Origin of the sequence: Clostridium sp. AWRP, assembly GCF_004006395.2 — a bacterium.
Classification (GTDB): domain Bacteria; phylum Bacillota; class Clostridia; order Clostridiales; family Clostridiaceae; genus Clostridium_B.
Genome location: NZ_CP029758.2, coordinates 164986 through 185612 on the forward strand (window position 1 = coordinate 164986; position 20627 = coordinate 185612).

A 20627-nucleotide genomic window follows, 5' to 3' on the forward strand; every position below is an offset into this window, starting at 1 on the left:
TTAAGAACTTTGTATAGTATACTAACTTAATATAAAATCAAGTGTAGATAAATATAAGCATATTAGAGTATTTCTAAGTAAAAACAAAAGGTTAATTTATGTTAATAAGTTACTTAAAGTTAAGAATTTTAACTAGATTAAAATCTTCAGGTTTGTGATCTAGAATTAATGTATTGCTTTCAATTCTTTCTGTATTTTTCATATATTTAAGAAATTTTTCTAATCCATCTAATTCAAAAGTTAACGGAGAAGTTTTATAATGCATTGGAATTACTATGTGGCTATGGATGGATTTTGCAAGTTCAGCAGCCTCTTTTCCATTTATAGTGAAATTTCCTCCTATGGGAATCAAAAGCACATCTATGGACCCTAAACTTTTTATCTCTTCTGGAGATAATACATATCCAACATCTCCAAGATGACATATCCTATAATCATCCATTTCAATGATAAATATTACATTTTCACCTCGTTTTGCACCTTTAACTTTATCGTGATAAGAAGGTATGCCATAAATAGGTATGTCGCATGGATTAAAAGCGCCTATTTTATTTATAATATTTTTGTAATTTATTTTTTCCGTATAACAGTGGTCAAAATGATTGTGACTTATTGTAACTACATCAACATCTCCTTCAAAAACTTTATAGCCTACAGTTTTGTCAAAAGGATCTGTTAAAAGTTTTCTACCTTTTGAATCTTCAAATAAGAAACTTGAATGACCAAACCATTTTATTTTCATAGAATATCGCCCCTTTGTAAAATATGTTTTGATTATTTTGAATTAATATGTTAACATAACAATTTTTAAGTACAAAATTCTCATTTTTTATAATATAATTATAATAGTATATGTTACACTAAGGCAATTATTCTGTTGAACGGGGGTCATTATTTGAAGATTACAAGAATTTGTATAATGATATTAGTAAGTCTTACATTCTTATTAATTGTGTTTGCAAAAGGAAATACTGTACGTGCAATTAATTACAGCGGAATTACTATAGGAAATGATGTAGAAACCAATAAATCATGGAACATAAAGTTCAACATGAAATTAGACCAGGGTACAGTAAATGATTCAAACATAGTGGTAACAGATAGTACAGGAAATGCTATCCCCATATCTTTGCAGGTTGAAAAGGATGGAATGGGTGTAGTAGTTACCCCTAAAAGCCAGTATGCATATGGTAAAACCTATAATTTAATTGTAAAAAGTGGAGTAAAAGCTGTAAATGGGAAAAATCTGTCCAGCGAAGCTAAGGTGCAATTTGGAGTGAAATCTAACCCAAGTTCTAATAACAAGTATACTGTTACAATTGATGCTGGTCATGGAGGAACTGATGCAGGAAATGTAAGTGGCTCAGGATTGAAAGAAAAAGATGTAGATTTATATGTGGCACTAAGGACTGGAAAAATATTAGAGCAAAATGGAGTAAACGTGGTTTATACCAGGAAAGATGATAATGTAACCTGGAATGATAGTACAAATTTACAAGCTCGTTTTGACATAGCAAATAACGCAAAATCAAATTTATTTGTCAGCCTACACGTTAATTGTTATACGGGAAGTGCCTTGGTGAATGGAATAGAAACTTATTATAGAGCTTCAAATGATTCTGCTAAAAATGCAGCAAATAATATTCAAAGTAGCTTAATAAGTTATACAGGACTCTCTAACAGAGGGATTAAAGAAGGGACATCCCAGCATAAAATACTGATGGGGACTACAGCACCAGCTGTTATGGTTGAACTTGGATTCATGACTAATCCTAAGGAAAGTCAATTAATTGGAAGTGAAGATTTCCAAAATAAAAGTGCATCAGCTATTGCAAATGGAATTTTAAAATCTTTACCATCTCTTCAGGAACAAAGTACAGTAAACGTAAGTTCAATATCTAACTTATCAGATAGTATAATTGTAGGAAGTAAGTATTCTTTACCAACTAGTGTACAAGCTACCATGAGTGATGGTACTAGTAAAAAAGTAAGTATTGTATGGAATTCAAGCACTGTTGATACTTCTAAAGCAGGTGTATTTACGTATAAAGGAACTGCAGCAGGATACAGTAAAAATGTAACATTTACTTTAACTGTGAAAGCAAAACAAATAGATCCAACACCAGTAACACCATCGGAAGGTGCACCTGTAATAGTTATAGATCCCGGACATGGTATAGGTAGTGATGTAGGTTCAAATGGAAATGGGTTTCAAGAGGATGATGTAACTTTAAGTGTTGGCTTAAAGGTTGGGAGGATACTGGAATCCAAGGGAGTCAAAGTAATTTATACCAGGACTACAGATGAACGAAAAACAACTCCTTTAACTGTTACGGAAAGTCTTCAAAGACGATGTGATACTGTAAACAATGCAGGTGCAACCTATATGATTTCAATTCATACCAATGCTTTTAATGATCCAGTTGCAGAAGGAACTGAAACACTGTATTATACAGGAAGTGTAAAGGGAGAGAAAATGGCAGAGGCTATACAAAAAAGTTTGGCTAGTACTCTTGGAACCTATAACAGGGGACTTAAAGATGGAAGCTGGCTTTATATAGCAAAACATACTATTGCACCAATGGTTTTAACAGAATTAGGGTTTCTTACTAATAAAAATGATGCGGGAATATTAGGAACTGACCAGGGTAGAAATAAAGCTGCACAAGCTATAGCAAGTGCTATATTACAGGTTTTAGGAATATAATACAAAAAAATTGTCTAAAAAAATTGACAATAGAAAATTCATATAATATAATAAAAGGAAATTATATAGGTAGTAATTGAAAAACATTGAACAGGAAAAGTATTTAAGTTTGCTTTTATTTACAGAGAGTGGGGAAGTGCTGAAAACCCATAGAAAAGCTTGAAGAAAATCACCTGGGAGTTGAAGAATTGAACAGTATTTTTATAATCACTTTAGTAAATTCTTACGTAATTCTACGTTACAGAATAGAGTATGGTAGTGCTTAAATTTATTAACCATAGGTGGTACAGCGAGTTAAACTTCGTCCTATTTGGATGAAGTTTTTTTATTGCGTATTTTTTAGTTTAAAGATTATGTGGTGTATAAACATTGAAAAATAGTAAAAACTTAACAATAGGAATAGAAAGGGGTTAAATCCATGTATAAAAAAATTGATAGTGATAAAACTTTTGTACAGATGGAAAAAGATGTTTTAAAATTATGGGAAGATAAGAAAGTAGTTGAAAAAAGTTTTAAGGAAAATGAGGATGGTGAATACTTTACTTTTTACGATGGGCCTCCAACTGCAAATGGAAAACCTCATATAGGACACGTTCTAACTAGAGTTATGAAAGACCTCATACCAAGATATAAAGTTATGAGAGGGTATAAAGTATTGAGAAAAGCAGGTTGGGATACACACGGACTTCCTGTTGAACTAGAAGTTGAAAAGAGTCTTGGAATTTCTGGAAAACCACAAATTGAAAAATATGGTGTAGAAGATTTTATAAAAAAATGTAAGAATAGTGTATTTACTTATGTAAGCCAGTGGAAAGAAATGTCTGACAGATTAGGATTTTGGGTAGACATGGATAATCCATATGTAACATATCACAATGATTATATAGAATCAGAATGGTGGGCACTGAAAAAAATATGGAAAAAAGGTCTTTTATATAAAGGGCATAAAATAGTGCCATATTGTCCTAGATGTGGAACTGCTCTTTCTTCACATGAAGTTTCTCAAGGATATAAAGATGTAAAAGAGACATCAGTATATGTTAAATTCAAAATTAAAGATCAAGATAAATACATGATAGCATGGACAACTACACCATGGACACTTCCTAATAATATGGCATTAGCTGTAAATAAAAGCTATGACTATGTAGAAGTTCTTAATCAAGAACAGCATTTAATACTAGCAGAAGCCATGTTAGAAAAACTAGAGGGCGAATATGAAGTCTTAAGAAAGTTCAAAGGAGAAGAATTAGTTGGACTTGATTATGAACCAATTTTCAATTTTGCATCTTTTGAAGGAAGAGCACATTATGTTGTTCATGCAGATTATGTAACACTAACAGAAGGTACTGGAATAGTTCATACAGCTCCTGCTTTTGGTGAAGATGATAGTATTACAGGGAAAAAATATAATATTCCTATGACAAATTCTGTAGATACTCAAGGAAAATATAAAGAAGAAGTTACTCCATGGAAAGGCCTTTTTGTAAAAGATGCTGATCCTAAAATAATAGAATATTTAAAAGAAAAGGGAATACTTTATAAGGCAGAAAAATTTACTCACTCCTATCCATTCTGCTGGAGATGTGATACTCCACTTTTATATTATCCAAGAGATACTTGGTTTATAAGAATGTCTCAAATGAGAGATAAACTAGTTAAAAATACTAATGATACAAACTGGTATCCTGATAATATAAGAACTGGTAGATTTGGAAACTTTGTTGAAGGAGTAATAGATTGGGGACTTAGCAGAGAAAGATATTGGGGTACACCTCTTCCAATATGGGAATGTGAGTGTGGTCATAGAGAATGCATAGGAAGTATTGAAGAATTAAAGGAAAAAGGAATAAATGTACCAGAGGATATAGAACTTCATAAACCGTATATAGATAGAGTTAAGTTAAAGTGTCCTCATTGTGGAAAAGAAATGAAGAGAGTATCAGAAGTAATTGATTGCTGGTTTGATTCAGGTTCAATGCCTTTTGCACAGCATCATTATCCTTTTGAAAATAAAGAAGTTTTTGAGAAAAATTTCCCTGCACAATTTATATCTGAGGCAGTAGACCAGACTAGAGGATGGTTTTATACTCTTATGGCTATATCTACAGTATTATTTGATAGAAGTCCATTTGAAAACTGTGTGGTTTTAGGACACGTTTTAGATAAACATGGATTAAAAATGTCAAAGCATAAAGGAAATGTTTTAAGTCCTTCAACTATTTTGGAAAATGAAGGTGCAGATGCAGCTAGATGGTATTTCTATACTGAAAGTGCACCATGGCTTCCATCTAGATTTTATGAAGAAGCAGTACAGGATAGTCAGAGAAAATTCTTAGGTACCTTATGGAATGTATATTCTTTTTATGTACTTTATGCTGATTTAGATAATTTTAACCCTATGGACTATAAAAATTTTGTAAGTGAAAATGTAATGGATAAATGGATAATATCCAGATTGAATTCTCTTATAAAGCAAACTGAAGATCACTTAGATAATTATAGAATTACTCAAGCTGCTCAGAATATAGGAAACTTTGTGGATGAGCTTTCAAACTGGTATGTAAGAAGAAATAGGTCAAGATTCTGGAGTCAAAAGTTAACAGATGATAAAATAGGAGCATATTTAACTTTATATAAAGTACTAAATACTTTATGTCTGGTAGCTGCACCATTTGTACCATTTATGACAGAAGAAATTTATCAAAATCTTGTAGTAAATCTTGATAAAAATGCAGTAGAAAGTGTCCATTTATGTAAATGGCCGGAGTATGATTCAAGTATAGTAGACGCTAAACTTGAGAAGGATATGGAGGAAGCTTATAAGATAGTTAAACTTGGAAGAAGTGCTAGAAACAGTGCTAATATAAAAAATAGGCAGCCTCTTTCTGAAATGCTTATAAGCGTAAATACTCTTCCTGGATATTATGGAGATATAATAAGAGATGAATTAAATATTAAAAAGATAGTTTTCAATGCAGATTTATCAAAGTATGTTAACTTTAGTATAAAACCAAATTTACCTGTACTAGGTAAAAAGTATGGTAAATTAATACCAAAAATAAAGAATGAAATATCATCCATGAATCAAATGGAATTAGCACAAAAGATAAATGACAAGGAAGCTGTAAAAATAAATATATCAGAATCAGAAATAGAGTTAAATTCAGATAATTTACTTATTACAATGGAAGGCTTAGAGGGATTTGCCTTTGCAGGAGAAGGAAGTACTGGAATTGTTTTAGAAACCACAATTACAGAAGAACTTAGAGAAGAAGGAAATTTGAGAGAGATTTTAAGCAAAATTCAAAATATGAGAAAAGAAAGTGGTTTCGAAGTTGCAGATAAGATAAATCTATATATTTCAGGTAATGAAAAACTTGAAGCTGTAGTGAAAAAATTTGATGAAAGAATAAAAAAGGAAACTCTTTCTGTGGATGTTATTTATAATGCCAATAGAGAATATAATAATTGTAACATTAATGGAGAAAAACTAGATATTGCAATGGAAGTAGTAAATAAATAGAGCAATTAGTAAAATAGGCTAATCACTGATTTTAAATAGATATTTATTTTTAAATTAGTGATTAGTTTTAATTGGATATATTAAATATTGTAAATTAGCTTGTAATAAGTTAATTTTATAAGTATAATTATTAAAAAAGTAATTGGTAGGTGATAAGGTGGCAGCATCAATTAAAGACGTTGCTAGAGAGGCAGGAGTTTCAATAGCTACAGTATCTAGGGTACTTAATGATGTAGACGTTGTAAATGAAGAAACTAAGAAAAAGGTTTTAGTAGCTATTGAAAAACTAGGTTATAGGCCAAATATAGTAGCAAGAAGTCTTAAAACTCAAAGAACAAGAACTATAGGGATAATAATCCCGGATATATCTAATCAGTTCTATCCTGAAATTGTGAGAGGAGCTGAAGATGTAGCAAATATATATGATTATAATATAATGTTATGCAATACTGATTTAGATATAGAAAAAGAAATGGAATATTTAAAGGTTCTGAAAGAGAAGATGGTAGATGGAGTTTTATATATGAGTAATTCCTTAGAACCAAAAATATTGGATCTCATAAAACAACTTCAGCTTCCAATGGTTTTAGTAGAAACTACAAATGAAAAAGAAAGTATACCTAGCGTAACCATTGACAATGAAAAAGCTGCATATGAAGGTGTAACTTATTTGATAAAAAATGGGAATAAAAATATAGCTTACATAGGCGAAAATACAGATATGGCAAATGCTAGTGCTGTAAGGTATAAGGGGTATAGAAAGGCTCTTGAGGAAAATAATCTGAAATTGGACAAAAGTAAGGTTTATTTTGGAAGTGTTAAAGCAAAAGATGGTTATAAAGGAATGAGTGAAATACTCAGTAAAACTACAATAGATTCAGTGTTTTGCACCAGTGATGAAGTGGCTATGGGTGCTATAAATGCACTTAGAGATAATAATATTAGGGTACCTGAAGATGTGGATGTAATGGGATTTGGTAATATATATTCTGCCTCCATATTTTATCCTAAGTTAACAACTGTAGCACAACCTACTTATGATATGGGATCTGTTGGTATGAGGATGCTTATAAAATTAATAAATAAGCAAGAATTTGAAAAAAAGAACTATGTATTGTCACATAAATTGATTGAGAGGGATTCCTGCAAAAAGTAATTTTATTTAGGACAAAAATTTATTTATAAAAAGTTAACACAAAAGTATTACATTATAATATATAATTATAATCAAAAAATATATATTATAGGGAAAGGGAAACATAATGGTAGAAAAAATAATTGAAATAGTTATTTTTGTCTTAGATAAAACGGGATATATAGGCACGTTTGTAGCTATGGCCTTTGAGAGCGCTTGTATACCTATTCCAAGTGAAGCTATATTGCCATTTGGAGGATACCTAAGTTATACGGGAAGGTTAAGTTTACCTATTGTTATAATAGTTGGTACATTAGGAGGTACAGCAGGTTCTTTAGCTGCATATTATATTGGAAAAATAGGTGGAAGACCTTTAGTTGAAAAATATGCGGAAAAACTCAGATTATCTAGATCCCATATTGAAAAAAGTGATTATTATTTTAGCAAATATGGAGAAAAAATAGTGTTTTTTTCTCGACTATTACCTATAATTAGAACTTTTATTTCTCTTCCTGCAGGGATAAGTAAAATGGAAGTTAAAAAATTTATAATTTACACTTTACTTGGATCTTCTATATGGAGTATTATTTTAGGATACGCAGGTTATAAAATGGGAGAAAAATGGACAATTATAAGACAGTGGTTCCATTTTGCAGATATAGCATTAGTTATCTTTATAGTTTTATTTATATTGTATAAGTTAGTGTATAAAAAAATAAAGAGGAAAAACTCTTAGATGCAATTTAAAAGATAAAAAAATTCAGTGAAAATATATTTCACTGAATTTTTTTGGCTGAAATTTGCATTTCATGAGGTACATAAACAGAGTTATTGGCATCAGATGGAATTTTGACTCCAACTGATGCTTATTAACAGGATTCTTAGTGCTTTAGCACTTAGAAGGCGTTATCCTTTAGGAAAAATCGTTATCTAGGGACATAGCTGCTCGCAACGTACACTTTTAAAGAAGTGGGAGTAAAGAGCAGCTATTTATCGGATAAAATCATTGAAAAAAATGCCGTCACATATATTTGAATTTTGTTTAACGATTTTTTTGAAGTATTTTCCTTATGATGGTATAATTTAACATAAAAGTAAATAGATTAATTAGTTAACCACTATTAGGAGGGGGATTATGGAATACAGGGAAAAGATAAAAGAGATATTTTCTTATTTGCTAAGATTAAAAAAACTAAATGAAAAATCCGTAAGAAATGTTTATGATTATGATAAGTTGTACTGGGAAGAAGAATTTTCCCATATGGCTGGATGTATTGTTGGAAAAACTGTTACCAGTGAAAATTGGATTGAGGTGAACAAAAAGTGTGGAAAGCTGTATCAGGAGTTTTTTAATCTATACCAGGAAAATGAAAAAAATGGAGAGAATTTTGAAATAGTTTTTGGACATGGCTTAATTGTATGGAATATAGATAAGAAAAAAATACTTCACCCTGTTTTGACTACTAGAATGAAGATAGAATTTAATAAGGCAAAGGGTTCATTTATATTAATACCTTCAGGCAAGACTAGGCTAGAGACTTCGCTTTTTGAAGGACTGAAAGAATGTAATATGTCTGATATTATTTCTTTTGCAGATGAAGTAAGTCGTGTGAATTTAGATCCTAGAAATATAGAAAAAATTAAGTCAGTATTTTTAAATCTAATTTCCCACATAGATGTTAAGGGTAAGTTGAGTCAAAGTAAGTTTTCAAAAAAGAAAATTAATTTCGAGCAGTTCCCTGTGATTTACAATTCCTCTGTTATATTGGTAAGAAAGAATAGTATGAAGTTATGGCAGGTTGAAATAGCTAATATAATTGATGAAATAGATAATGGATGTGAAATACCTGACACTATTAAAGCTTTAGTGGATGAAGATGGGTCAGATTACAGTGGAGCTGATAAAAGCGAATGGAAGGATGTGTCGGATAATTTGTTATTCCCTCTTCCTGCAAATTCAGAACAAAAAAGCATAGTAAAAAAAATATGTGAAAATTATGGAGTAGTTGTACAAGGACCACCAGGAACAGGAAAAAGCCATACTATAGTGAATTTAATATGCCACTTACTGTCAAATGGCAAAAGGATACTTGTGACTAGTCAGACAAGTAGGGCACTTAAAGTATTGACAGAAAAAATACCTGAAGAAATAAGACCTCTGTGTATAAGTGTTTTGGGAAACGATATCAATTCTTTAAATGACCTTAACAAGGCTGTAAGAAAAATAACGGACAACCTCTCTATGGATCCTGAAATTATGGATGAAGAAGTTAAAAGTTTGGAAAAAGAATTAAACTTATGCAAGAGAAATGAGGAGCTTCTGTATGAAAAATTAAAAAATATTCGAGAGAGGGAAAAGAGAAATATAAATTATGAGGGAAAGGAGTATGACATTGTATATATAGCAAAGTGGGTCAAAGACAATAAAGATAAATATTGTTGGATGAAAGATAAAATAAAAATTGATCAAGTAATGCCGTTATCAGATAAGGAATTCAACTTGTTAATATATCTGTTAGGAGATTTAGATAAGGATAAAAAATGTAAATTTGATAGCATGAAAAACATAATAAATAAATTACCTGACTTCAATGAAATATGTAATAAAATTTCAGAGTACAAAAAATTAAATGGTCAATATGAAAATTATATTAAAACTGTAGAAGGGTGGCATATACCTAATGATAATAAATGTAATTATGAAAAAGTTCTAGAGCTTGCAAATATATGTAAAAGTAAAATCACTAAACTTCAAGAAAAAAATGTATGGTGGAATGTATTTCAGGATTATCACAATAGTAAGATATCAAAGCAAACATTTAGAGACTTGTTGTGTAAAAGTAGTGAATACATGTTGAGCTTGAGTAGGATTAATAATCAGATTAGAAATTGCAAAATAGAAATTCCTGAAAATGTAAGCAAAAATAAATTTATAGAGGACTTTGATATTTTATTTGATGCGTTTAATGAAAAAGGAAAAGTAGGAAAAATATTTATGATTTTTCATCCTGAATGTAAATATATACTGGAATATTGTAAGGTAAATGGAGACTTATTAAAAAATACGGATCAAGCCTTAATAGTTAAACTTTATACCCAACAAGAGAGGATTTTTGCTGCATTAAAAACTATGTGGAACAATGTAATGGAAGATTACGGTGGAGAGACAATAAACTCTAATTTAAGAGAAAGTGAGTTTATTGCTATTGAACAAAATTTAAATTACTTGGATGTTATAATAAATTGGGATATAGAGTATAAAAGGGAGATCTTAAGGGCTCTTGGGAAAATATCAGTCCCGCAAAATATTGATTGGCATAAGAAAGAGACTTATGATTATTTAATTAAATGCGTGAATTTTATAAAAAATATGAATAAATATAATGAAGACAAGGCCTATATAGAGATATTGAAAAAGTTAATAAAAACTACGGAAAAGTTGAGAAATCTCTATAAAGCTGTGGACAATTTGAATATAGATGAAGTTAAGAAAATATTAAGTGAATTTGAAGAAATTAAATGTGTAAAAAATAAATCACTTAAGATAGACGAGTTAATAGGAAAAATGAAGAAGGTATGCCCTAAAACTTGCATGAATATATTGGATAATTGGACTTATGATAAGGAAAAGTTCAACAGCTGGGGACAAGCATGGAAATGGGCTAAATTGAATAGTTTATTGCAGAACACGTATGATTTCAATGATGATAACATAGGTGACCTTATAGAAAATGAAAAAAATAGAGAGAAGGTGCTTATAAAGGACATAGTGTCAAAGAAGACCTGGTATAATCAGATAATTAAAACTAAGGAAAGTGAAAAAAGGAGCTTATTTTCTTGGGCTCAAGCAGTAAAGAGAATTGGAAAAGGCAGAGGTAAGATGGTGCCTCAGTATAGGAAGATAGCTCAAAAAGAAATGGAAAAATGTAAAAAAGTTATACCTGTATGGATTATGCCTTTAAATAGGGTTATTGAAAACATAAAGTTATCTAAAAATATGTTTGATGTAATAATATTTGATGAGAGTAGTCAGAGCGATATATTCTCATTGTGTGCACTTATGAGGGCTAAGAGAGCGGTTATAGTAGGTGATGACAAACAAATAAGTCCAGAAACTATAGGTATTGATCAGGATGTGGTGCATGATTTAATAGATAAGTATTTGAAAAATATACCTCAAAGGGAATGGTTTGATCTCCAAGTTAGTTTATATGATACAGCACTTAGGGTATTTCCAAGCAGATTAATGTTGAAGGAACATTTTAGATGCGTACCGCAAATAATAAATTTTAGTAATGATTTAAGTTACTCAGGAGAAATAGTGCCTCTTAGATATCCTAAAATATATGAAAAATTTTATCCGGCAATAAACACTGTTAAAGTAAATGGAGGGGTTAGAGATGCATCTAAGCCTATAAATGTTAAGGAAGCTGAATGTTTAGTAGACAAAGTGGTTTCCTGCTGCAGGGATAAAAGATATTCTAATATGTCTATGGGCGTTATATCTTTACTTGGGGAACCTCAAGGTCATCTTATAGAAAATATGCTTAGAGAAAAAATAGGTGTAGAAGAGATGATAAGTAGAAAGCTTATATGTGGAGATGCTTACTCCTTTCAAGGTGACGAACGGGATATAATGTTTTTATCTATGGTTATTTCAAAGAATGTAAAATTTGCTCCACTTACTAAAGAAAATGACATGAGGAGATTTAATGTAGCAGCAAGTAGAGCTAGAAATCAGATGTGGCTATTCCATTCAATAGACTTAGAAGATTTAAATGAGGAATGTGTGCGTTATTCTCTGTTAAATTACTTCCTAAATTATAATAAGTATAGTGTTAAAAATAAAAGTATGGAATATGCATTTCAATCTAGATTTCAAAAAGATGTGTATGGCATTATAAAAAACAAGGGATATAAAATTGTGCCTGAGGTAAAAATAGGTAAGTACAAAATAGACTTTGTTGTGGAAGATGTGAGGAATAGGGTTGCAATTATATGTGATAGTGAGTTGTCTCAGAAAAATTACAGCTCTAAGGAAATTATGGAAACGCAATTAGATTTAGAAAGATTGGGTTGGATATTTTATAAGATAAGAGAAGGTGAATTTTATTATAATCCTGAAAGGGTTATGGAAAAACTTTGGAATAAACTAAATAATATAGGGATTGAACAGTACAAGCTAGAAGAAATTCAGAATAAAAATCTTCAAGTTGTATAATAAAAGAAGGCTTGCTGCACTAATTAATTAGTATGTCATTAATACTTCAGAAAATCTAAAAAATTATTTAGTGTATAAGCCTTCTTTACTTAACTTTGTAATGATAACAATATTTTAAACAGTATTTCACAATTACAATAATTTATACATAGTATAAAGCATAGCAAGTAGTATTTGGAGTGAATTTATTGTTGTATGCACTAATTCTTGCAGGAGGTAAAGGAACAAGATTATTTCCATTATCTAGAGCTAAAAATCCAAAACAATTTTTAAAAATTGTAAATAATAAGAGTTTTTTAAGAAAAACTGTAGATAGAATCAAGCCTTTAGTTGATACAAATAATATATACGTGGTTACTAATGAGGAATATATAGATAGAGTTCAAGCAGAACTTCCGGATATAAGTAGAAATAATATATTTGCAGAACCAGAAAATAAGGAAACAGCCACCTGTATAGGATTTTCAGCGGTGAAATTGTTAAAAAAGGATCCTTTAGCTACTATGATAATTTTGCCTTCAGATCATTATATAGAAAGTGAAAAATTATTTATAGATACCATAAATAAAGCGGTGGAAATTGCAGAAAAGAAAAAAGGACTTGTAACCATTGGAGTTAAACCTATAAGACCTGAAACAGGATATGGTTATATTGAAATGGGTGAAAAAATAAATATAGGAGTTAATGCTTTTAAAGTAGAAAGATTTTTAGAAAAGCCCAACATAGAAGTTGCAAAAGATTTAATATTAAAAGGAACTTATTTATGGAACAGTGGTATGTTTGTATGGAAGGTGGATGTTTTTTTAAGAGAAATGCAGAAATACCTTCCTAAAATGTATAAGTGTATGGACCTTATATATAAAAGTCTGGATACAAAACAGGAAGAGAAGGTAATACAGGAACAATATAAACGTATAGATGGGATATCTGTAGATTTTGGGATAATGCAAAAAACCAGAAAAGCTTATGTCATTAAATGTGAATTTTTATGGGATGATATAGGTACTTTTACTGCATTAGGAAGGTTTCTTAAGGACGAAAAGGGTAACAATGTAAAGGGGAATACTGTAATAGAGTCCAGCGAAAGTTGCACTGTATTTGGAGGTGATAAACTTATAATAGTATTTGGGGTTAAGGATTTGATAGTGATAGACTCTGAAGATGTACTTTTAATTATGGACAAAAATAGAGATCAGGAGGTAAAATATTTAGTAGATATTTTAAAAAATAAAAGTAATTTAAAAAAATATATCTAATGAAGAGATTGTAATTACGGAATATAGAACCAGTTTCCATTTAAAAGATAATGTCAGTGAGTTTGTAAAATATCAAAGTCGCTGACAATTTTTTATTAAATTTAGCTTATTTTGTCGACTCATTTTTTTTATAATGAACTCTCTATGTAAGGCATCACCTTTTAGTACATACTCTTCAAAATAAATTAGCTTTACGGGAAGCCTTCCTCTAGTATATTTGGCGCCCTTTCCTTTGTTATGAGTGGATATTCTTTTGCCTAAATTATTGGTGTAACCTGTATAAAGCGTTCCATCACTACATTCTAATATGTATACATAATTCATTTTATAATTTCTTTCATAGTTTATTTTACGGATACGTAAGGATTATTTTCTATATAAAACCGCCAGAGATAATGTGAAGCTTCCTCAGCATAATCTACGCCTATACGTTTAGAACTTTTTATGCTGATATTTTCAATAGCAGTTCCTTCGATGTACAGGTCACTTTTACAAAGATCTTTCCTATTTTGGCTTTTGTCTATGAGAAATGCTTTGCATAGTTTCCCAGGGCCGTTGGTTAAATTCTTAATTTGACGTTTATTTAATAGGTTGTATTCTTTTTCATATCTATTTAATGACATATCTTCTAGACAAGTGAGAGGTTCTAATGCTCTTATAAGGACTCCTTCAGGAATACCTTCACTTTCAGTTACTACATTGAAGCAATAGTACATGCCATATATCATAAATACGTATGAAAAACCGCATGGACCATACAAGGCTTCTGTTCGTTTAGTACGTCTATTTCCATAGGCATGAGCAGCTTTATCTATAATTCCTTTATAGGCTTCTGTTTCTACTATTTTTCCAGACAATCTTTTACCGTTTATTTCATGAACTAGTATTTTACCTAAGAGATTTTTTGCTACGGATAAAGTATCTTTTCCGTAAAAATCTCTATCTAATTTGTTAGACAAATTATGCAGCCTCCCTTAGCCTTATATGATATTATTATATCATATAAAACTAATAATTATGTTATAGGGATTTTCAACTAGAAAGTCTTTATGGAGTGGGAGATTAAAATTATGAAAATACTTTATTATGATTGTTTTTCTGGAATAAGTGGAGACATGAATTTAGGGGCTTTAATAGATGCTGGAGTAGATAAGGACTATTTAACTTTTGAATTATCAAAGCTTAATGTGGATGGTTATGAGATTAATATTAAGAAGGATGTAAAAAATGGAATATCAGGAACTAAAGTAGACGTAATTTTGAAAAATAATTCTGTATGTGCACATCATCATAGAAATTTAGAATATATAGAAAACATGATAAGTTCAAGCTGTTTAAGTTCTAAAGTTAAAGAAATAAGTAAGGAAATTTTTAGAAAAGTAGCGCAAGCTGAAGCAAAGGTGCACAGTAAACCTATAAATGAAGTTCACTTTCATGAAGTTGGGGCAGTAGATTCTATAGTAGATATTGTTGGAGCTGCTATATGTTTTGATTATTTGAATGTGGATAAAGTGGAAGCTTCCAAGGTGGAAGTTGGTAGTGGGTTTGTAAAATGTGCTCATGGTATATTACCTGTGCCAGCACCTGCTACAGCAGAGATATTAAAAAACGTTCCTATAGAATCTAAAGTAAATTTTGAAGCCACTACACCAACAGGTGCAGCTATTTTATCTTATATATGTTCAAATTTTACTTCGGATAAAAATTTTAAAGTAACAAAAATAGGATATGGAATAGGAAGTAAGGATAATGATGATATTCCAAATGTTTTAAGGGTTTTTATAGGAGAACCTATATCTTATGAAAAGAATAGCCATAAAGATTGTTATTGGAATAAAGATGAGAAAACTGAATATATATTAGATAGAAGAAACATGGATAAATCTAACTCTAAAGATGAATTAGGATGTATTAGAGAAGAAGCACAGGTTATAGAATGCAATATAGATGATATGAATCCTGAAAAATATCAATATATAATAGATAAATCGTTACAAATAGGAGCTTTAGATGCATACTTGACTCCCATAATAATGAAGAAGGGAAGGCCAGCAGTAAAATTGAGTGTGCTTTATAAGGATGAAGTAGAAAAAGAGATTAGAGATATTATTTTAACAGAAACTACTACCTTGGGATTTAGAAAATATAAAGTAGAAAGGAATATGTTATATAGAGATTTTACAAAGGTAGTTACAAAGTATGGTGAAGTAAATGTAAAAAATGCTTATTACAAAGGCAAAAAAATAAAAAGCAAAATTGAATATGAGGATTGTAAAAAACTTGCTTTAAAAAATAAAATAAGTATAGATGAAATATATAGGGAGGTTATGTCTAAAACATTTAAATGAAAAAGTGTTTTAGATGAAAAATTGCGGGATAAAATGAATTGTGCAATATTAAGTGGAAATTATTGAATATTTGCATATAAAATTAATATAATATTATTTTACATTATATTAATTTTATTAAATGTTGTTATGCTAATAAATGCATCTAATGTTATTTTATTGACAAATAACTGCTAAAAGGTATAATTATGGTATATGGTTTAAATAATTCATATTGTTTAATAGAAATTCATTTTTTATATTATTGCGTATTTTCCCATAAATGAGAAGGAGATGGCTATTTTTTAAAGACTTGTTTTTCATATTATTATTTATCAGGAGGAATAGCAGATGAAGGTAACTGGAATATTGGAAAAGGCAACTAAGAATGCATTAGCTAAAGCCGGTGTAGAATTGCTCAATAGAGACCCAGAAGAAAGCCTTGATAAGCTGTTTGCTTTGATTAAGAAAACAGTAAAAAGAGACGAAGAAAATTTAGCTAGAGTAGAAAGGGTTCAAGAATTATACGAAACTAATCAAGCAATTCATAAACTTGTTATAGGCATTATTAGAAATTCTAATAAAAAGTGTATGGATAAACTTTTTACCAATTTTTTCTCAAATGCAGTTTGGTATGGAATGCCAAAAAGAGAACAGTTTTTTCAAGATACAGGTATAAAGACACCATTTACAATATTGATTAGTCCATCTATGAGATGTAATTTGAGGTGTACAGGATGTTACGCTTCAAGTTATAGTAAAGAGGATGATATTCCCAAAGAGGAAGTAGATAGAATTATTGGTGAAGCTAGAAAACTTGGAATTTATTATTTTATAATTCTTGGTGGAGAACCGTTTATAAATGACTATATGCTTGATATATACAAAAAATATAATGATTGTATATTTACACCATTTTCAAATGGCACTCTTTTTGATGAAAAATTAGCAGATAAGATAAAAAAGCTGGGAAATGTAATTCCTATGTTTTCTGTGGAGGGATTTGAAGAAGAGACAGATAAAAGAAGAGGAAAAGGTATATTCAAAAAAGTTATGCATGCAATGGATCTTTTGAAGGAAAGAGGAGTTTTATTTGGAGTATCTACTGCAACCAGTAGGTATAACATAGATACAGTTACATCAAGTGAATTTATAGACATGCTTGTTGAAAAGGGAGCAAAAATGGGGTGGTATTTCTTATTTATGCCTGTAGGTAAAGAACCTGATGTAAATTTGATGCTTACGCCAGAGCAGAGAATACGATTAGGAGAAAAAATAAGAGAAATAAGAAATACGAAGCCATATTTTACTATTGACTTTTTTAATGATGCACCTTATGTTGGAGGATGTATTGCAGGAAAATACTATTGTCACATAAATTCCGAGGAAGAAGTAGAGCCTTGTATATTTGCACATTTTGCAGTAGATAATTTAAAAGGCAAAAAACTTGTAGATGTATTTAAGTCAGATCTTTTTAAGGAATTAAGAAATAGACAACCATATAATAAGAATTTGCTATTGCCTTGCATGATGATTGACAATACCAATGAAATTAGGGAAATTGCAAAAAAGACAGGTGCGAGGCCTACAGATGAAGGTGCAAGAATGATGCTTGAAAATCTAGAATTTCAAAAGCAACTTGATAAAGTATCAGAGGAATATAAGCCTTATGCAGAAAAGGCTTGGGAAAAAGATTTTAATTCCGAAGGAAATTATAAAATGTCTAAAGGCTAAACCTTTAAAATATCCAGAGAGATTTATTCTCTGGATATTTTACTTTAATCAGAAATTTATGATTAATCACTGAAGTTGAAAGATGATTGGTATTATTATAAAATATACATATTAGATTGAGATCAATAGGAGAATATTTATGAAAAGATATATAAGACAAACATTACTTTTAATAATGTTAGTAACGTTATGTTTAATGGTAGTTTCCTGTAATAAAAAGCAGGATAGCGAAAACAATGAAAGAGTACTTAAAGGAAATATTAAAATTGTTACAGATGTAGAACATGGACCTCAATTTGAACTTGCAGCAGAGGCATTTGAAAAATTACATAAGAAAGTTAATATAAATGTTATTACAGTAAAGGATACAGATAATAATGTTGAAGCGATATTTAATGGACTGCAGTATCAAGCAGACATAACTACAATAGATGATAGCAGTATCAAGCACATTATAATCAGAAATCCAGAAAAATTTTTAAATATGACAGATTCGGTAAAGGGATATAAGGATAAATTATTAACCAATAAAATTTATAATGATACTATAAAAGGGAAAATTTATGCTTTACCTTGGGACACCTATCCTAAAGCCTTGCTATATAGAAAAGATATATTTGATAAAGAAGGAATAGATGTAAATAGAATTAAAAGCTGGAGCGATTATATAGAAGTAGGAAGAAAAATAAGTAAGGATACAGCAAAGATATTTATTGCAAATTCTTCAGAAGACAATAATGATATTTATCTACTACTCTCAAATCAATTGGGAACATCTTATTTTAATCAATCTGGGAAATTAGACTTTAAATCGCAAAAATGGGCTAGAGTTGTTGAAATATCAAAGATCCTTTATGGAGAAGGGCTTATACAAGAAATTCCTTCTAAAGATGAAGTTATAAACAAGGCACAGCTAAACAAGATAGTATCCTTTATAGCAGATCCTACTTATGTAGTAACTTTAATGAACAAGTTTCCACAGTCTAAAGGTAAGTGGGGAGTAATGAAATTACCTGCTTTTGAAGATGGAGGTAATAGGGATGTGTCTTTAGGTGGAGTTAATTTAGTTATAAATAAAAATACTTCTGAATCAAATTTGTCAGAGGAATTTGTAAAATTTGCACTTACAGATGGAAAGCTTCAAATGGATTTATTAAATAAGTATGGAAGATTCCCGGTTAACACAGATGCTTATAATTTTGTAGATTTAAATAAAAACATAACGTATTTTGATAGTACAATATGGAATCTTTTTGAGAGTGTAGAACAAGGATCATTTAGTATAAATTATACAAAAAATTTTCCTGATATAAGAGAAAAAATAAAAGGAGTTTTAAATCAAACAAACATTAAAGGTGAAAATTACAAATCTATAATAGAAGGGATGGAAGCAATTTTAAAATAAATTCATGAAACGTTTACAAAATTAGCAAAATGATGTATAATAGGAATATAGGGGATTAATCATAGGGATTTTTTAACATAAATAAAACCTTTTAACTAGGAGCGTTAGTAGTTAAGAGGTTTTATTTTATAAAAAAATTTAGGAGTGTTTACATATCTAAAATTTTTTTATAAACTTTAATAGTTTTTTCAGAAGATTTTTCCCAGGAGTATTTAGAGGATTGCTTTAAGGCTTTTGTACTCAACTCATTTCTTATATTTTCATCATTAAGTAATGCTTCCATGGAATACATAAGGCTTTTTAAGTCAAATGGATCTATAAGTATACCACCATCTTCTACTATTTCAGGAATAGATGAAATACGTGAGGTTATTACAGGGGTACCGCAGCTCATTGCTTCTAGAGGAGGTAGTCCAAAACCTTCATATAAGGATGGATATATAAATACGTCACAGGCATTATAAAAAATAGGAAGCATGTTTTCTTCTACAAATCCTGTAAACTTAATGTTATTATCTATATTCAAATCTGTACTCAAGTTTCTCAATTTGCATAATTCATCTTTATTGGACCCTATAATAACTAAATCATAATTCTTATCTAAATTTTTATGAATGTTAGAAAAAGCAGTAATTAGTGAAGATACATTTTTTCTGGAGCTAAAACCACCTATATAGAGAATAAAAGAATTTTTTATGTTATATTTATCTTTTATATTGTATTGGCATTTATCTTTTTCCAAAGGTTTATATTTTTTATCTGCAGCTAAAGGAGTTACGAATATTTTATTTTCATCTATAGGAAAAAATTTTAGAATATCCTTTTTTGAACAATTCGATACAGTTATTATTCCATCTGCCAGTTCAACAATATTAGGAAGTTCTTTTAAAAATTTTGATAAATATCCCTTACCTACAGTATTAGGAAGTATATATGGTATTAAATCGTGAATTGTAACTACCTTTTTGCAGGTTATATTTTTTGATATGCCAATACCGTTTTGGGGAATATGGTATATATCTACAGCTTCTTTTTTTAAATTTTCTGGAAAATAATATTCTTCAAAGAATCTATGGTGTTTTTTAGAGCTCATCAATATTTTAGTATTTTTATATAAAAATTTTTCATAATTGCTCCCAGACCAGTATATATTATAAAAATTCTCTGTATGATTTTTAAGCATATATTTTAGGATCTTAGCTGTATAAGTGCCTATACCGGTACCTTTATACCAATTGATTCCTCTTCCGTCAATGGCAATTTTCATTGATTTTATACCTCCACATTCTAGTAATTCTAAAATGGTTGAAATGTTA

Annotated in this window: 13 protein-coding genes and 1 other annotated feature; of the genes, 9 read left to right on the forward strand and 4 right to left on the reverse strand. The window is 29.8% G+C overall.

The window, feature by feature from the left end; all coding sequences use genetic code 11:
• Nucleotides 1-109 precede the first annotated feature (109 nt).
• Complete coding sequence (locus DMR38_RS00830) at nucleotides 110-742, reverse strand: MBL fold metallo-hydrolase (RefSeq protein ID WP_127719559.1); 633 nt, start codon at nucleotides 740-742, stop codon at nucleotides 110-112.
• 177 nt (nucleotides 743-919) lie between these two features.
• Between DMR38_RS00830 and DMR38_RS00835 the strand changes: the two genes are divergently transcribed.
• From DMR38_RS00835 to DMR38_RS00860, 6 genes are all read left to right on the forward strand, one after another.
• The gene (locus tag DMR38_RS00835; protein WP_243124406.1) at nucleotides 920-2707 is read left to right on the forward strand and encodes an N-acetylmuramoyl-L-alanine amidase; all 1788 of its coding nucleotides are present in this window, start codon (nucleotides 920-922) and stop codon (nucleotides 2705-2707) included.
• 77 nt (nucleotides 2708-2784) lie between these two features.
• Nucleotides 2785-3019: a binding site (T-box leader), on the forward strand.
• Between the two features lie 106 nt (nucleotides 3020-3125).
• A complete protein-coding gene (gene ileS / locus DMR38_RS00840; protein WP_127719561.1) occupies nucleotides 3126-6233 on the forward strand; it encodes an isoleucine--tRNA ligase in 3108 nt (1035 codons plus the stop codon).
• Nucleotides 6234-6390: 157 nt separating this feature from the next.
• Nucleotides 6391-7389, forward strand: coding sequence for a LacI family DNA-binding transcriptional regulator (locus DMR38_RS00845; protein WP_127719562.1), 999 nt, complete (start codon nucleotides 6391-6393; stop codon nucleotides 7387-7389).
• A gap of 106 nt (nucleotides 7390-7495) precedes the next feature.
• Nucleotides 7496-8104 (forward strand): DedA family protein, encoded by a 609-nt coding sequence (locus DMR38_RS00850; protein WP_127719563.1) that lies wholly within the window; start codon nucleotides 7496-7498, stop codon nucleotides 8102-8104.
• 399 nt (nucleotides 8105-8503) lie between these two features.
• On the forward strand, nucleotides 8504-12589 hold the full coding sequence (locus DMR38_RS00855) for an AAA domain-containing protein (protein WP_127719564.1): 4086 nt from the start codon (nucleotides 8504-8506) through the stop codon (nucleotides 12587-12589).
• A 188-nt stretch (nucleotides 12590-12777) separates the two neighbouring features.
• Complete coding sequence (locus DMR38_RS00860) at nucleotides 12778-13845, forward strand: mannose-1-phosphate guanylyltransferase (RefSeq protein WP_127719565.1); 1068 nt, start codon at nucleotides 12778-12780, stop codon at nucleotides 13843-13845.
• Between the two features lie 72 nt (nucleotides 13846-13917).
• Here DMR38_RS00860 and DMR38_RS00865 read toward each other — a convergent pair whose 3' ends face one another.
• Together DMR38_RS00865 and DMR38_RS00870 are read right to left on the reverse strand one after the other, a co-directional pair.
• Nucleotides 13918-14169 carry a GIY-YIG nuclease family protein gene (locus tag DMR38_RS00865; protein WP_127719566.1) on the reverse strand — a complete coding sequence of 84 codons (252 nt, stop codon included), beginning with the start codon at nucleotides 14167-14169 and terminating at the stop codon, nucleotides 13918-13920.
• Between the two features lie 20 nt (nucleotides 14170-14189).
• Nucleotides 14190-14804 carry a DNA-3-methyladenine glycosylase gene (locus DMR38_RS00870; RefSeq protein ID WP_127719567.1) on the reverse strand — a complete coding sequence of 205 codons (615 nt, stop codon included), beginning with the start codon at nucleotides 14802-14804 and terminating at the stop codon, nucleotides 14190-14192.
• A 108-nt stretch (nucleotides 14805-14912) separates the two neighbouring features.
• Here DMR38_RS00870 and larC point away from each other — a divergent pair, with 108 nt between their 5' ends.
• The 3 genes from larC to DMR38_RS00885 all read left to right on the forward strand — a co-directional run bounded on the left by larC (nucleotide 14913) and on the right by DMR38_RS00885 (nucleotide 19311).
• The gene (gene larC, locus DMR38_RS00875; protein ID WP_175413096.1) at nucleotides 14913-16193 is read left to right on the forward strand and encodes a nickel pincer cofactor biosynthesis protein LarC; all 1281 of its coding nucleotides are present in this window, start codon (nucleotides 14913-14915) and stop codon (nucleotides 16191-16193) included.
• Between the two features lie 330 nt (nucleotides 16194-16523).
• Nucleotides 16524-17906, forward strand: a complete 1383-nt coding sequence (locus tag DMR38_RS00880) for a radical SAM protein (RefSeq protein ID WP_127719569.1) — start codon at nucleotides 16524-16526, stop codon at nucleotides 17904-17906.
• A gap of 139 nt (nucleotides 17907-18045) precedes the next feature.
• Nucleotides 18046-19311, forward strand: coding sequence for an ABC transporter substrate-binding protein (locus tag DMR38_RS00885; RefSeq protein ID WP_127719570.1), 1266 nt, complete (start codon nucleotides 18046-18048; stop codon nucleotides 19309-19311).
• 148 nt (nucleotides 19312-19459) lie between these two features.
• On the opposite strand, the gene DMR38_RS00890 is transcribed toward DMR38_RS00885, so the two are convergent.
• The gene (locus DMR38_RS00890) at nucleotides 19460-20578 is read right to left on the reverse strand and encodes a glycosyltransferase family 1 protein (protein WP_127719571.1); all 1119 of its coding nucleotides are present in this window, start codon (nucleotides 20576-20578) and stop codon (nucleotides 19460-19462) included.
• Nucleotides 20579-20627 lie beyond the last annotated feature (49 nt).